This window comes from Parabacteroides johnsonii DSM 18315 (assembly GCF_025151045.1).
Classification (GTDB): domain Bacteria; phylum Bacteroidota; class Bacteroidia; order Bacteroidales; family Tannerellaceae; genus Parabacteroides; species Parabacteroides johnsonii.
Genome location: NZ_CP102285.1, coordinates 3,095,395 through 3,110,171, shown reverse-complemented (window position 1 = coordinate 3,110,171; position 14,777 = coordinate 3,095,395). Strand labels below are relative to the sequence as shown.

At 43.9% G+C, this 14,777-nt stretch carries 11 protein-coding genes; 7 read left to right on the top strand and 4 right to left on the bottom strand.

Features of this window, described 5'->3' with window-relative positions; all coding sequences use genetic code 11:
* Positions 1–11: 11 nt before the first annotated feature.
* The 3 genes from NQ564_RS13060 (at position 12) to NQ564_RS13050 (ending at position 7,021) form a co-directional block, all read left to right on the top strand.
* The gene (locus tag NQ564_RS13060) at positions 12–1,799 is read left to right on the top strand and encodes a RagB/SusD family nutrient uptake outer membrane protein (RefSeq protein ID WP_008149999.1); all 1,788 of its coding nucleotides are present in this window, start codon (positions 12–14) and stop codon (positions 1,797–1,799) included.
* 107 nt (positions 1,800–1,906) lie between these two features.
* Positions 1,907–4,864 carry a glycosyl hydrolase gene (locus NQ564_RS13055; protein WP_008149997.1) on the top strand — a complete coding sequence of 986 codons (2,958 nt, stop codon included), beginning with the start codon at positions 1,907–1,909 and terminating at the stop codon, positions 4,862–4,864.
* Positions 4,865–4,912: 48 nt separating this feature from the next.
* Positions 4,913–7,021: a hypothetical protein gene (locus NQ564_RS13050; protein ID WP_008149996.1), complete on the top strand. Its 2,109-nt coding sequence runs from the start codon at positions 4,913–4,915 to the stop codon at positions 7,019–7,021.
* 99 nt (positions 7,022–7,120) lie between these two features.
* Here NQ564_RS13050 and NQ564_RS13045 read toward each other — a convergent pair whose 3' ends face one another.
* Both NQ564_RS13045 and NQ564_RS13040 read right to left on the bottom strand, forming a co-directional pair.
* Entirely contained in the window at positions 7,121–7,909 is a 789-nt protein-coding gene (locus tag NQ564_RS13045) for an ABC transporter ATP-binding protein (protein ID WP_008149994.1), read from the bottom strand.
* 3 nt (positions 7,910–7,912) lie between these two features.
* Positions 7,913–8,659 carry an MlaE family ABC transporter permease gene (locus NQ564_RS13040; protein WP_008149992.1) on the bottom strand — a complete coding sequence of 249 codons (747 nt, stop codon included), beginning with the start codon at positions 8,657–8,659 and terminating at the stop codon, positions 7,913–7,915.
* Positions 8,660–8,790: 131 nt separating this feature from the next.
* Here NQ564_RS13040 and lptB point away from each other — a divergent pair, with 131 nt between their 5' ends.
* On the top strand, positions 8,791–9,543 hold the full coding sequence (lptB, locus tag NQ564_RS13035) for an LPS export ABC transporter ATP-binding protein (RefSeq protein WP_008149990.1): 753 nt from the start codon (positions 8,791–8,793) through the stop codon (positions 9,541–9,543).
* 84 nt (positions 9,544–9,627) lie between these two features.
* Here lptB and NQ564_RS13030 read toward each other — a convergent pair whose 3' ends face one another.
* Both NQ564_RS13030 and NQ564_RS13025 read right to left on the bottom strand, forming a co-directional pair.
* Complete coding sequence (locus NQ564_RS13030; protein ID WP_039848218.1) at positions 9,628–10,539, bottom strand: CPBP family intramembrane glutamic endopeptidase; 912 nt, start codon at positions 10,537–10,539, stop codon at positions 9,628–9,630.
* Between the two features lie 68 nt (positions 10,540–10,607).
* Positions 10,608–10,850, bottom strand: a complete 243-nt coding sequence (locus tag NQ564_RS13025; protein WP_008149986.1) for an RNA recognition motif domain-containing protein — start codon at positions 10,848–10,850, stop codon at positions 10,608–10,610.
* Between the two features lie 380 nt (positions 10,851–11,230).
* Between NQ564_RS13025 and tig the strand changes: the two genes are divergently transcribed.
* From tig to clpX, 3 genes are all read left to right on the top strand, one after another.
* Positions 11,231–12,586, top strand: coding sequence for a trigger factor (tig, locus tag NQ564_RS13020; RefSeq protein WP_008149985.1), 1,356 nt, complete (start codon positions 11,231–11,233; stop codon positions 12,584–12,586).
* Between the two features lie 187 nt (positions 12,587–12,773).
* Positions 12,774–13,439 carry an ATP-dependent Clp endopeptidase proteolytic subunit ClpP gene (gene clpP / locus NQ564_RS13015; protein ID WP_008149982.1) on the top strand — a complete coding sequence of 222 codons (666 nt, stop codon included), beginning with the start codon at positions 12,774–12,776 and terminating at the stop codon, positions 13,437–13,439.
* A 98-nt stretch (positions 13,440–13,537) separates the two neighbouring features.
* On the top strand, positions 13,538–14,767 hold the full coding sequence (gene clpX / locus NQ564_RS13010) for an ATP-dependent Clp protease ATP-binding subunit ClpX (RefSeq protein ID WP_008149979.1): 1,230 nt from the start codon (positions 13,538–13,540) through the stop codon (positions 14,765–14,767).
* Positions 14,768–14,777: the final 10 nt, after the last annotated feature.

Sequence of the window (14,777 nt, the reverse complement as noted above, 5' to 3'; positions counted from 1 at the left end):
AATATACAGAAATGAAAAATGTATTAAAATATAGTGTTTGTGGCTTGTTGAGTGCTTGTTTACTTGGCAGCTGTAATGATTCCAAGTTTTTGGAAGAAGATCCTGAAACATTTTATACGATAGATAATGTCTTCTCTACTTCTGAACAGGTTGATCAGGTGTTGATAGGCTGCTATTCCCATATACGTGTTATGATGTGTATGACTGAAGAGAGCAATACAGCCTTTGTCTTTCGTGGAGGAAATGGAACGGATATGTTTGACGTGGCTACTATCCGTCGTAGCAACCGTTTCAATGATTATAGTATATTGAATTCGACTACGGAAGTTTTTTATATTAATTATTCACATTGGTATCAGTTAATATCGAAAGCGAATCTTGCTTTGTATGCGGCAGAACTTCCTCAGATCTCTTGGACTTCGGAAGCTGAAAAGCTTTATGTGATGGCTCAGGCCCGTTTTTTCAGAGCTTTTGCTTATCGGAATTTGGGTGAATTATATGGTGGCGTTCCTCTCGTAACAGAAATTACAACAACTCCACGTTATGATTTTGAGCGTAGTAGCCGTCTGGAAACTTATCAATATGCTATTGATGAGCTGGAAGCAATCTTGAATGATTTGCCGGAAACTACCGGAACAATGGGACGTCTGGTCAGAGGTGCGGCTCAGCATAACCTTTGCCAGTTGTATATTGATAAAGGTATAGCATTGGAAGAAGATGGTAAAGGTGGAGAGGCGCCTGCTGCTTATCAAAAAGCGATCGCTTATGGTAATGACGTGATTGATGGTTCCGTTTATAGTTTGATGACGGAACGTTTCGGCTCCAGAGCGGACGAAGATCCGGTTTATTATTATGCAACAGAGGAAAGTATGCAGACTCCGGAACATCTCTATTCTGCAGCTGGCTATCCGGTAGAAGGAAATCTTTATTGGGACTTGTTCCAAGAAGGTAACCAGAACTATCAGGAGGGCAACAAAGAGGCTATTTGGGTCGCCCAGATTGACTATGATGCCTATAAAGCAGAGGATGGAGAATCAAAATTGCAGTATTCCCGCTCTTTTGGCCCGGTTTACAGAGATCCCATGTCTGCCCATTTGAATTCGGCGATGGAGGATGTCGGAGGTCGCGGTATCGTACAAGTAACCCCGACAAAATATACGAGAGATCTTGTTTATGAGGGTAAATGGGGTAGCGACCTGCGTAATTCGGAAGCTGTTCTTAGACGTACTTTGTTAGGAAATGTGCCTTCTTCTCCTTATTATGGTAAACCGGTTCCTTGGAGTGTTATTTATAAAGACGGAGAAAGTAAAGATGCTGTTGACGGTTCTTGGACACAATGTTTTCCGATCTCCTGTAAGATTTCGACTGATAAGTACAGAGGTTTGGATGCAGGGGAAAACAGAAGTAACTTGTTCCGTGATGAATATTTGATTCGTTTGCCGGAAACTATCTTGCTGCGTGCAGAAGCCAAGATGCGATCAGGAGATAATGCTGGTGCGGCTGATGATATTAATTTGCTGCGTAAACGTGCGCAATGTGACTATCTGGTGAAAGCTTCGGATGTGAATGTCGACTTGATACTGGACGAACGTGCTCGTGAACTGGTGTATGAAGAATGCCGTTGGAACACCCTGTTGCGTATGGGGGGAACTGTTGCCGTGGATCGGATTAAGAAATACGCTTACTGGGATGATCCGAGGACGACATTGACCAAAAATTTCAATTTATGGCCGATTCCTCAGGTTGTTATCGATACAAATAAGGATGTTGTAATGGAACAAAATCCTGGTTGGAATTAATAGGTTAGCATAGTGATTTTTACTAAGACCCGCTAAAATTTTATGAATCGAACCATGAATAAAATTTTAGCGGGTTTGATTATTAAAATAGATAATAGATGTGAGTGATGAGTTGGAAAACAATATGTTGGGAAGTGATATTACTTGGCTTTCTTTTTAGCTGTACGGGTTCGGACAAGGAGCCTGAGGATAGAAAATTACAAATTGACTATGACTATTTGAAAAGCAATTTCCAGCAACCGGATAAAGCCTATGGTGTTAATTGTTGGTGGTGGTGGTTGAATGGAAATGTGACAAAAGATGCGATCACAAAAGATTTGGAAGCGATGAAGTCCCGGAACTTCCAAGGAGCTATGATCTTTGATGCCGGTGGACATAATCAGCGGGGGAATAAAGACATCCCTGCCGGGCCACTTTTTGGAAGTAAAGAGTGGACGGATCTTTTTGTCTTTGCTTTGGATGAGGCCAAACGTTTAGGATTGGAAATCGGTTTCAATATCCAAAGTGGGTGGAACTTGGGTGGACCATGTGTCACTCCGCAGTATGCAGCCAAGCAACTCACTTATTCCGAACAAAAGGTGACAGGAGGAAAAACGCTCCATTTGCAATTGGCGGAACCAGAAGTCCATAAAGGGTTTTACAAGGATATTGTCGTCCTTGCTTTTCCATCGAATAAAGAAAATGAAACAGATGAACCGGTCAGTAATCTGGATCTGAAGTTAGGTTTTCACGAACTGGGAGGCTCTGCTCCTGATTGCCGTTTTTTATTGGAGAATAATGCGCGTGGCAGAGACAAGAAACCGGATAAAACGATATATCTTGTTGATATGGCCCGAATAGTCGACCTTACAGGACAGATGGATGAAAAGGGCTTGCTTAGTTGGGATGCTCCTGAAGGCGACTGGAATATTATGCGTATCGGTTATACTTGTACCCAGTCCGAAGTTTCGACTTCCAGCAGGGATTGGCAAGGCAATGTCTTGGATTACATGGATCGGAGTGCATTTGATTTTTATTGGAATACAATCGTCAAGCCGATTCTTCAGGCGGCAGGTGAAAAGCATGTGGGATCGACATTGAAGTTTATGGAGACGGATAGCTGGGAGTGCGGGGGAATGAACTGGACGGATGCTTTTGCCGATGAATTCCGTTCATATTGCGGATACGATTTGAAACAATATTTGCCTCTTATTGCCGGCCACGTCGTGAATAATATCGACACTTCAAATGCTTTTCTGGCTGACTTCCGCAAGACGATAGCACATCTGGTCGCCACGAATCATTATGCCCGCTTTGCCGAACATGCTCACCAGCATAATATGGGAATTCAACCGGAGTCAGCAGGACCTCATGCCGGACCGTTGGATGGTATGAAGAATTATGGTTTCAGTGACATTGTGATGAGCGAGTTCTGGTCGCCTTCTCCGCACCGTCCGCGACCGCAGGACCGTTTCTTTATCAAGCAGGCCTCTTCCGCTGCCCATATTTACGGAAAGAAGATTGTGGGAGCCGAGTCTTTCACGACAATCGGTCCGCATTGGAACGATGAACTGTGGCACGACCAGAAGTCGGCATTCGACCATGAAATATGCGCTGGCCTGAACCGGGTGTATTTCCACACCTTTACTTGTTCACCTGCGGAGCAGGGAATACCGGGACAGGAATATTTTGCGGGTACACATGTGAACCCGCGTGTTACCTGGTGGAGTAAATCAGGCCCTTTCATCGATTATATGCATCGTGTACAGATGTTGGCGCAGGAAGGAACATTTGTTGCTGATGTCCTTTATTATTATGGCGATCACGTCCCGAATGTCTATCCCTTTAAACATTCGGATATGCCTGGTGCGATGTTCGGTTTTGATTACGATGTGACGGATGAAAACATTTTGATGAAATTAGGGGTCGAAGATGGAGATATTGTTGTTCCGGGGGGTAGGAGATATAAAGTGTTGGTTCTACCGGATCACCGGGTATTGTCGTTACCTGTATTGAAGAAATTGGAAATGCTGGTAAAAGAAGGAGCTTCAGTTCTCGGCCCGAAACCACAGAAAGCCGTATCGCTGTCCGGAGGAGAGAAGGGGGTTGCTGAATTTAAAGAATTGGCAGACCTACTTTGGGGAACGACAACCGGAACAACCGGGCAGAATCAATATGGCAAGGGTATTGTCTCTTGGGGAATAAGTGCCAGGGAATACCTGCTTTCACGGAACCAACCGGTTGATTTTGCAGTCGAAGGCAATGATAGCAAGACGGATTTTGATTACATCCATTATATAATCGATGATGCTCATGTTTATTTTGTCAGCAATCAGACAGCGGAACGGCAAAAGATCAACGTACGTTTTCGCGTATCGGGACTACAGCCGGAGTTATGGGATGCCCTTACCGGAGAGATACGGGATGCAGGGGCTTTTACCCAGAAAGAAGAAAAGACGATCGTTCCCTTGACGTTGGAACCTTACGGTTCTATGTGTGTGGTGTTCCATAAGGAGATTGCTTGTAACAAGCAAGGTGCGAAAACCGGTAATGATCCTGATTATGAAATTTTGCAAGTGTTGGATGGTGCCTGGACTGTCAATTTTGATCCGAAATGGGGAGGGCCGTCATCTGTTGTATTCCCGGAATTGATAGATTGGACGACGCATCCGGATAAAGGAATCAAATATTATTCGGGAACGGCAGTCTATAATAAGAAATTTACTGCTAATTTTGAAAAGAATCCGACAAATCGGTATTATCTGCAACTCGAAAATGTAAAGGATGTCGGGATTGCCTCTGTTCGTATTAACGGGAAAGACAAGGGAGTTGTCTGGACAAAGCCTTTCCGTGTGGATATAACAGACGGTTTGAAGGAAGGAGAAAACGATGTGATTGTAGAAGTGACCAATTCCTGGTTTAACCGGGTTGCAGGTGATGAGATGGCTGTGGCCCCAACCAAGTATACACAAACGAATGTCGTTTTGGGAAATGACTTTAGAGGAAATGCAGTATCCGAGATAACGTTGGAACCTTCTGGTCTGTTGGGACCAGTAACGATACAGGTTGCGGTGGAACAGAAGTAGGAAAATTGAATACCAATGATATAATATCTTCAAAAATGAAGTAGGAATATGAATATAAAAAAACTGATTATGATTACTTCCCTGTTTGCCTGCTGTTGTGCGGGAATGGCAGGAAGTAACAAGATAGACCGGAAAGCACTTGTCATGCGCCATAATGTGATGCAGACGCAGATTGACAAATATTCTCCACTTTCCGTCGGGAACGGACGCTTCTGTTATACAGCTGATATAACGGGGATGCAAACCTTTCCTGAATTGTACCGGGAAGGGATCCCTTTATCGACGATGTCGGAGTGGGGCTGGCATAGTTTTCCGAATACAGAAAACTATCAGTTGTCTGATGTTTTCAAATATGTGGATGCTTACGACAGGAAGGTCCCTTATCCGATCGGTTCTTCTCCCGGTCATGAATATCTTCGTGCCAATCCACATCAAACGGGATTGGCTCTGATCGGTTTGCTGAAGGCGGAAGGAAAGACGCTTTCGGAGGATGAGTTGAGCGAACCTCGTCAACAGTTGAATGTTTGGGAAGGAACGTTGGAAAGCCGTTTTAAACTGTCCGGCTCTCCTGTAGAAATCACGACGCTTTGTCATCCGGATAAGGATGAATTAGCCTATCGCTTGCAATCTCCTCTCTTTTCCGAGAAGAAGTTGGGGGTACGGATATGTTTCCCTTTTCCCAGTGTCGCATTTGGCAAGGAACCGGCTGTCTGGGATGTCGAAGACGGCCATCGGTCTTGGATTATCCGAAGTGGTGAGAATGATTGGGTCATTAAACATCAGACGGATGATTTTGTCTATTGTTGCCGTATACGGACGTCCGTGAAGGCTGCTTTGAGAGAAACTTCACGACATAGCTATTTTTTGGAATTACTTTCCGATAAAGATGAGTTTATGCTGTTGGTTGATTTTTCTACAGATGAGAACACGTTGGATACCTCTGATGATTATGCCTCTGCTGTCCGGGCAAACAAACAGGCGTGGGAAACTTTCTGGATGAGCGGCGGTGTTGTCGATCTGTCGGAGAGCAAAGACCATCGTTGGAAGGAGTTGGAGCGCCGGATCGTTTTGTCTCAGTATTTGACCGCTATCCAGTCCCGGCAACAGTATCCGCCTCAGGAGACAGGTTTGACTTGCAATAGCTGGTATGGAAAATTCCATCTGGAGATGCATTGGTGGCATTCTGTTCATTTTGCTTTGTGGGGTCGGTCCGCCTACTTGTCGAATACCTTAGACTGGTATGATGATATTTTAGAAGTGGCAAAATCGTATGCGGCCACGCAAGGATATAAAGGAGTCCGTTGGCCGAAGATGATCGGACCTGGCGGTGTGGAGGCTCCTTCCGGTGTCGGCCCTTTATTGGTCTGGCAGCAGCCACATCCGATTTTCTATGCGGAATTGCTTTATCGGGAAAATCCGACAGAGGAGACATTGAACCGGTTTGGCAGCTTGATAGATGCGACAGCTGAGTTTATGTACGATTATGCTCATTGGGATGCCTCTCGGAAATGTTACGTTTTAGGTCCCCCGATAATCTCCGCCCGTGAAGGAAACAGTGGAACATTCCGGGAAAATATCAATCCTGCTTTCGAACTGGCATATTGGAGCTGGGGATTGAAAAAGGCTAATGATTGGAGAGAGAGGATGGGACGGAAACGGAATGCTGATTGGGATCGGATGGCAGATCAGATGGCTCCTTGGCCCGTTGTCAATGGGATTTATGTTGAGGCTGAATCTGTATTAGAGAAAGACGGGGGACATCCGACTCAATTGGCCGCTTATGGTTTCCTTCCGGCATCGGCCTATTTGGATAAGGAGGTTATGCGTAAAACGTTGCGTCATGTTCTGGACAATTGGGACTGGACTGAAACCTGGGGATGGGATTACCCTTTGATAGCGATGACTGCAATCCGGTTGAATGAGCCGGAGTGGGCGTTGGAAGCTTTGTTGAAGAATGTTCAGAAAAATACTTACCTGCCTAATGGACACAATTTCCAAAATGAAGGACTTCCGCTTTACTTACCGGGAAATGGTGGTCTGCTAACTGTTGTCGCAATGATGTGTGCCGGTTGGGACGGTTGTGAGGAAGAGAATCCCGGATTCCCTAAAAACGGACAGTGGAATGTGAGGTGGGAAGGCTTGAAACCTGCATTTTGAGGGTATAGATAAAAATAGGCATCAGTAACTAATCCGATGCCTATCCCTTTCTGATCCGATGCCCATAGTTTTTCCTTCCGATGGGCATCGGATATTTTTTTACTTTGCTTTTAGTTCTTCTTCTTTCAGCTCTTCTTCCTCGACCTCTTTCACCTTACGGAACAGATCGGAGGCGAAGATAAAGTCGTTCAATGCCTTGTTTTTGGATGTAATGACCTCTCTGCTGTTGCCTTGCCATTCTTTTACACCTTCTTTGATGAAGATAATGTTTTCACCGATATTCATGACGGAGTTCATATCATGTGTGTTGATGATAGTCGTCATTTTGTATTCGGCGGTGATATCGTGGATCAGATCGTCGATAATCAGCGAAGTCTTGGGGTCCAGGCCGGAGTTCGGTTCGTCACAGAACAGATATTTTGGGTTCAAGGCGATCGCCCGGGCAATGGCTGCACGTTTCATCATACCGCCGCTGATCTCGGACGGATAGAGATGGCCGGCTTCCGACAGATTGACACGATCCAAGCAGAACTGGGCACGTTTCAAGCGATCTTTGTGAGTATCGTTTGAGAACATATCCAACGGGAACATGACATTTTCCAACACCGTCATGCTGTCGAACAGAGCCGATCCCTGGAAAAGCATGCCCATTTCACGACGCAACATGTTCAGTTCATGCTTGCCCATCGAGGTCAGATCACGTCCGTCGTACAGGACTTCTCCGGAGTCAGGGCGCATCAGTCCGATAATATTTTTAATAAGTACCGTCTTGCCGGAACCGCTTCGCCCGATAATCAGGTTTGTTTTTCCCGTTTCGAAGACAGCACTGATGTCATTGAGGACAACCCGTCCTTCAAAGGACTTGGTGATATGTTTTACTTCTACCATTTTTTATGTCAGCATTAAGTTGGTTAAGATCACGTCGGCCAGCAGAATCATGATACTGCTCATGACAACTGCGTTCGTACTGGCTTTACCTACTTCCAATGCACCGCCTTTTACATTGTAACCGAAATAGGCGGCTATGGATGAAATAATAAACGCATACACAACGGATTTAATGATGGAATACCAGATGTAGAACTCATTGAAGTAGAATTGTAAGCCGTATTCGAAAGAAGCGGGTGTCATACCTGTTCCTGTGGAATGGCTGGCTGCGATACCTCCTAAAATACCAGTGAACATACTGAAGATAACCAATACCGGAATGAAAGTCATCATACCGACCATCTTCGGAAGGATCAGGAAGTTGGCAGAGTTAACTCCCATGATTTCCATTGCGTCGATCTGTTCCGTCACACGCATGGTTCCGATCTCGGAAGCAATGTTGCTACCAACTTTACCCGCCAAAATCAATGACATGATGGAAGAAGAGAATTCCAGCAGGATAATTTCACGTGTCGTGTATCCGATCGTGAATTTAGGGATAAGAGGAGAACTGATGTTCAGCGAAATCTGGATAGCGATAACCGTACCGATAAAAATGGAAATGATAATGACAATCCAGAGCGAATCGACTCCTAATTTGTATATTTCTTTTATCAGCTGCTTGAAGAACATGCTCCACCGGTTTGGAACGGAGATGCATTTCGCCATCAACATGACATATTCACCTACTTGATGTAATGCTTTATTCATTATTTATATGTTTCTATTCGATTACAGTCTGCAAATATAACGCAAATCTGGGAACAACTGTTCATTATCTCTGTTGTTTGTGTTGTATAGAAAGAATTAATTCCGTTTCTTTGTGGCAAAGATTTTGGGATATGACAGACGAACAACAAATGGTGCTTCGTACGGAAGACCTCGTTAAGAAATATAAGACGCGTACCGTTGTGAATCATGTTTCGATTAATGTGAAGCAAGGGGAGATCGTGGGATTGTTGGGGCCTAACGGAGCCGGGAAAACGACCACCTTCTATATGACGGTAGGATTGGTGACTCCTAATGAAGGAAAGATATTTTTGAACGATATGGAGATCACGAAGTTCCCTGTATATAAACGTGCTCGTAACGGTATCGGTTATCTGGCCCAGGAAGCGTCTATTTTCCGTAAAATGACGGTGGAGGATAATATTCGTTCCGTATTGGAAATGACAGAGACGACTCCCGAATACCAGAAAGAAAAACTGGAAAGTCTGATTGCTGAGTTCGGGTTGAACAAGGTGCGGAAGAATTTAGGTGACCAGTTGTCCGGAGGTGAACGACGGCGTGCCGAGATCGCCCGCTGTCTGGCTATTGATCCTAAATTTATCATGCTTGATGAACCGTTTGCCGGGGTAGACCCGATCGCCGTACAAGATATCCAGAGTATTGTCGCGAAGTTGAAACATAAGAATATCGGGATTCTGATTACGGACCATAACGTGTACGAGACGTTGAGTATCTGTGACCGTGCCTATTTGCTGTTCGAAGGAAAAGTGCTTTTCCAGGGAACAGCCGAGCAGTTGGCTGAGAATGAAATTGTACGTGAAAAATATTTGGGTAAAGATTTTGTTCTCCGTAAAAAAGACTTTTAAGAATTAGAAAGTGTTTTGATTTTTTCGCCTCAAAGCATAGGCGAAAACAGCGGCAAAATAATAAAGCAGGCTGTTTGTGAAAAATCAAAACTGTTTCTTAATGATAGACGATCTGATAATTTTCAATTTCTGACAGCAACGGACAAAGAAAAATAGCGCAACGATCGCCACGATTGTGTAGGGTAACAGATTCTGTGTGGAGATATCCCCGGTAATGAATTCGTTATCTTTTAAACTGGCATCCGACATGCTGATGACCGCGAATGCATTATTCACGAAGTGAGCAAATACCGGTATCCAGATATTTCGGGTCCAATAAAGCAAATATCCGAAATAAGCCCCTAGCAGCATACGCGGAAGGAAGCCGAAAAACTGCATGTGAAAGGCACTGAAAAGGATGGCCGCACTCCAGATAATGATATGATGGTTGCGTGTCCATTTCCCGATTACCCGTTGCAAAGCGCCCCTGAAAAGAAATTCTTCCGTGACGCCGGCAGTTACCGCGATAACGATCAGGTTAAAAAACAAAGTTATGATCCCTTCTCCGGCCAGCAATTTCAGGGTCAACTGTTCGGCTGTTTCCTCTTGCGCCCTCATCCAGTTTTCTATAGGTTCCATAAAAGATGGCAATTCCATCTGCTTATTCAGTATCCCGGTCAGGCTGATGGAAGGAGTGAGCAAAAATATACTGAGCAACGTGAGGAGCAATATGCGTCCTTTAGGCATTTTCCCGATCGACAGATATTCTTTTGGATGGCTGCTACATAGCCACGCAAGTGCCAATGCCGGAAAGAGAAATGTCCCGAGGGCTGAAATAAGTTGCAACAGGCGCATCATGTCCGGATACAGCGTAATATCGGCGTGTAAACCATAGATCATATAGAATAATCCCATTGCAATCAGCGATGAGAAAACTGCGCCTGCCAGAATCAGGAGAAGCAGGACGATCAATTGGAAGATGGCCGGTTTTCCGGCATATATACCTTTTAAGAACATATTTTTGAGCATAAAAAAACTTCTGCTCAAAGATAAGCAGAAGTTTCTTATTTTTTCCGGAAAAGTAATTATTTAGGACGAGCCTCTTTTACTACCATCTGGCGACCTTCATATTCAGCTTCATTCAACTCGGCGATCGCTTTCTTGGCTGCTTCATCGTCCGGCATTTCAACAAAACCAAAACCTTTTGATTTGCCTGTCTCACGGTCCTTGATGATCTTTACGGATTCAACCGTACCGTATTCTTCCATTACTTGTTTCAAATCATCTTCCCGAACACGATAGTTCAGGTTCCCAACATAAATGTTCATAAAAATAGAAAATTTAAAAAATAAAATTGTTACTTAATGAAAGTCGTAAACCGGAATTTCGTAACAGTGAGAGATATTCGACAAGTAACGAGTAAATGAAGAAATAAAAAACAATGTTAGGTACGTTCAAGGTTAATGCCCTTTCACATCGCAAAGGAATGCATTTATTTTAGATAAACAACATTTTAGCTTAAAAAAAATAATATGGCTCCTAAATACATCTCAAATCATGAGGCGAAAACAACGGCAAAATAACAAAGTAGGCTGTTTGTAAAAAATCAAAACAGTTTCTAAGCAAACAATTTGCGAGATTAAAAGAATAAGTCTAATTTTGCACCTTAAAATTCGAACAAGACTATTAATTAAATAAATCATTCAGAATGAACGTTTCGCTTAAAAACATCGATGCTACAAAAGGCATTGTGAAATTGGAAATAGTGAAAGCTGACTATGCAGACAAGGTTGAAAAGAGCCTTCGCAGCTTCCGTCAGAAAGCAGATGTACCGGGTTTCCGTAAAGGAATGGTCCCGATGGGTATGGTAAAGAAAATGTATGGTAAGCATGTATTGGTTGAAGAAATCAACAAATTGGTTTCTGAAAACCTGTATAACTATATCCGTGAAAACAAATTGAATATTTTGGGCGAACCGCTGCCTAACGAAACTGAACAGAAAGAAATCAACTTCGATACTCAGGAAGACTTCGAATTTTGTTTTGATGTTGCTCTGGCTCCGGAAATCAAGATCGAACTGTCTAAAAATGACAAGCTCCCTTATTTCCAGGTGAATATCGACGACGAAATGATCGGCAAACAAGTTGAGGCTTATCAGGCTAACTTCGGTGCATACGACCAAGTAGAGGATGTAGAAGAAAAAGATCTGGTGAAAGGTACAGTAGCCGAACTGGAAAACGGTTCTCCGAAAGAAGGCGGTATCGTTGTTGAAGAGGCTGTTTTGATGCCGATGTATATGAAGGATGAAGCTGAAAAAGCTAAATTCATCGGTGCAAAGAAAAACTCCGTGATAGTATTCAATCCTAATAAGGCATACGAAGGTGCAGAAGCGGAAATTGCTTCTTTCCTGAAAGTGGATAAAGATGCCGTTAGCGGTATCACGGGCGATTTCAGCTTTGAAATCACAGAGGTGACTCGTCATAAGAATGCAGAGCTGAACCAGGAATTGTTCGACAAAGTATTCGGCGAAGGTGTCGTTACCAGCGAAGAAGAATTCAAGAACAAGATCCGCGAAGCTTTGGCTGAGCAGTTCACTCCGCAGAGCGACTTCAAGTTCCTGGTTGATGCCCGCGACCTGCTGGTCCAGAAAGCCGGTGAACTTTCATTTGCTGAAGACTTGCTGAAACGTTGGTTGCTGGTTGCAAATGAAAAGAACACGAAAGAAAAGATCGACGAAGAATATCCTCGGATCATAGAAGATTTGAAATATCAGCTGATCAAAGAAAATCTGGTGAAGGAAAACGGATTGAAAGTTGAAGATGCTGACATCGAAGACTTTGCTAAACGTGTAGCTAAAGCACAGTTTGCCCAGTATGGAATGCTTTCCGTACCGGAAGACGTATTAGCTAACTATGCTAAAGACATTTTGAAAAACAAACAGACACTGCAGAATATCATCGACCGTGCGGTTGAAGAAAAACTGGCAGGCTGGTTGAAAGAACAGGTCGAACTGGACACCAAGGAAGTGACAGTCGACGAGTTCAACAAACTTTTTGAAGAATAAGACTACCTAAAAAAGTAGCTATTGCTGCTTTTTTAATCTAAAAAGGGCTTTCTCTCGAAAAAATATCTTACCGGACAGCAAATAAGTTGTTTCTTTCAGAAATTTATTTATAACTTTGTTATTCCGATAAGTAAGAGAGGAATCCCTTTTTTTATGACTTTTCGGTAACACAATAAGACTATAGATTATGGAAGATTTCAGAAAGTATGCAACGAAGCATTTAGGGATGAACAGTAACGCGCTGGACAGTTATATGAATATAACCAGCAGTTACATATCTCCGACGATTATCGAAGAGCGCCAATTGAACGTTGCTCAGATGGACGTTTTTTCACGGTTGATGATGGACCGTATCATCTTTTTAGGTACACAGGTTGACGATTATACGGCAAATGTAATCCAGGCGCAGTTGTTGTATCTGGATTCAAGCGATCCAGGTAAGGATATTTCAATTTATATCAATTCGCCGGGCGGTTCTGTTTATGCAGGATATGGTATTTATGACACGATGCAGTTTATCAGTAGCGATGTGTCGACTATCTGCACCGGTATGGCAGCATCTTTTGCTGCGGTACTGCTAGTTGCCGGAACGAAAGGTAAGCGTATGGCGTTGCCCCATTCTCGTGTGATGATTCACCAACCGTTAGGCGGTGCACAGGGACAGGCTTCGGATATCGAGATCACAGCCCGTGAAATCCTGAAAGTAAAGAAGGAACTCTACACAATCATATCGACTCATTCCGGTCAGCCTTATGAAAAGGTTGAACATGATAGTGACCGTGACTACTGGATGACGGCAGAGGAAGCTTTGACCTACGGTATGATCGACAAAGTTCTGGTTCGTAACAAATAATATTAATGCAAGGGGCTGCGTTAAAAGTCCCTTGTCTTCCGTGCCGGGCGCGGGAACAGGAACTTTTAACGTACTCTCTTTAAAAAAACAAATACGGAATGGCCAAAACAGGCGATAGCTGTACGTTTTGCGGACGCGGTAGCCGGGACGTTAATATGTTGATTAACGGGATTTCCGGTGCTATTTGCGATGAATGTGCACAGCAAGCGTACGAAATAGTAAAAGAACAAATGCCTGGCAAGGGGAGTTCTTTCGGATTAAACCAGAAAGATCTGCCGAAGCCTGAGGATATTAAGGCTTTTCTGGATCAATATGTGATAGGGCAGGACGACGCGAAACGTTATCTGTCGGTTGCAGTGTATAATCATTACAAACGTTTGATCCAGAAAGTAACATCGGATGATGTCGAGATAGAGAAATCGAATATTATCATGGTGGGTGCTACGGGGACAGGCAAGACGCTGCTTGCCCGTACGATCGCCAAATTGCTTCATGTCCCGTTCGCTATTGTAGATGCGACGGTCCTGACAGAAGCCGGTTATGTGGGAGAGGATATAGAAAGCATTTTAACCCGTCTGTTGCAGGCTGCCGATTATGACGTCGAAGCTGCACAGCGTGGAATCGTATTTATCGATGAAATAGATAAGATTGCCCGTAAGAGCGACAATCCTTCCATTACCCGTGATGTAAGTGGTGAAGGTGTGCAGCAGGGCTTGCTGAAACTCCTGGAAGGTTCTATCGTGAACGTGCCTCCGCAGGGTGGGCGCAAGCATCCGGAACAAAAAATGATTGCCGTGGATACGAAGAATATCCTGTTTGTATGTGGTGGCGCTTTCGATGGAATAGAGAAGAAAATCGCCCAGCGTTTGAATACCCGTGTAGTAGGATACGCAGCAAACGAAAATACGGCGAAGGTGGATCGTAGCAATCTGCTGAAATACATTACGCCAACCGATCTGAAATCGTTCGGCTTGATTCCGGAAATTATCGGACGTCTGCCTATCTTGACCTACTTGAACCCGTTGGATAGAAGCACGCTTCGTAATATCCTGACGGAACCGAAGAACTCGATCATCAAGCAATACATCAAATTGTTTGCGATGGATGATATTAAACTGACATTTGACGAAGACGTGTTCGAATTTATTGTCGATAAGGCACTTGAGTTTAAGTTGGGAGCACGCGGCTTACGTTCTATTGTGGAGGCTGTGATGATGGATGCCATGTACAGTATGCCGTCCGCAAATAAAAAGAAACTCCATGTCACGTTGGAGTATGCGAAGGAAAAGTTTGAAAAATCGGACGTGAACCGTCTGCAGATGGCCTGACCGGCGGTTT

Coding starts and splice junctions, on each gene's coding strand:
- NQ564_RS13050 (WP_008149996.1), top strand. CDS start 4,913: ATGAATATAAAAAAACTGATTATGATTACTTCCCTGTTTGCCTGCTGT.
- clpP (WP_008149982.1), top strand. CDS start 12,774: ATGGAAGATTTCAGAAAGTATGCAACGAAGCATTTAGGGATGAACAGT.
- NQ564_RS13030 (WP_039848218.1), bottom strand. CDS start 10,539: ATGTTCTTAAAAGGTATATATGCCGGAAAACCGGCCATCTTCCAATTG.
- NQ564_RS13055 (WP_008149997.1), top strand. CDS start 1,907: ATGAGTTGGAAAACAATATGTTGGGAAGTGATATTACTTGGCTTTCTT.
- NQ564_RS13040 (WP_008149992.1), bottom strand. CDS start 8,659: ATGAATAAAGCATTACATCAAGTAGGTGAATATGTCATGTTGATGGCG.
- lptB (WP_008149990.1), top strand. CDS start 8,791: ATGACAGACGAACAACAAATGGTGCTTCGTACGGAAGACCTCGTTAAG.
- clpX (WP_008149979.1), top strand. CDS start 13,538: ATGGCCAAAACAGGCGATAGCTGTACGTTTTGCGGACGCGGTAGCCGG.
- NQ564_RS13060 (WP_008149999.1), top strand. CDS start 12: ATGAAAAATGTATTAAAATATAGTGTTTGTGGCTTGTTGAGTGCTTGT.
- tig (WP_008149985.1), top strand. CDS start 11,231: ATGAACGTTTCGCTTAAAAACATCGATGCTACAAAAGGCATTGTGAAA.
- NQ564_RS13045 (WP_008149994.1), bottom strand. CDS start 7,909: ATGGTAGAAGTAAAACATATCACCAAGTCCTTTGAAGGACGGGTTGTC.
- NQ564_RS13025 (WP_008149986.1), bottom strand. CDS start 10,850: ATGAACATTTATGTTGGGAACCTGAACTATCGTGTTCGGGAAGATGAT.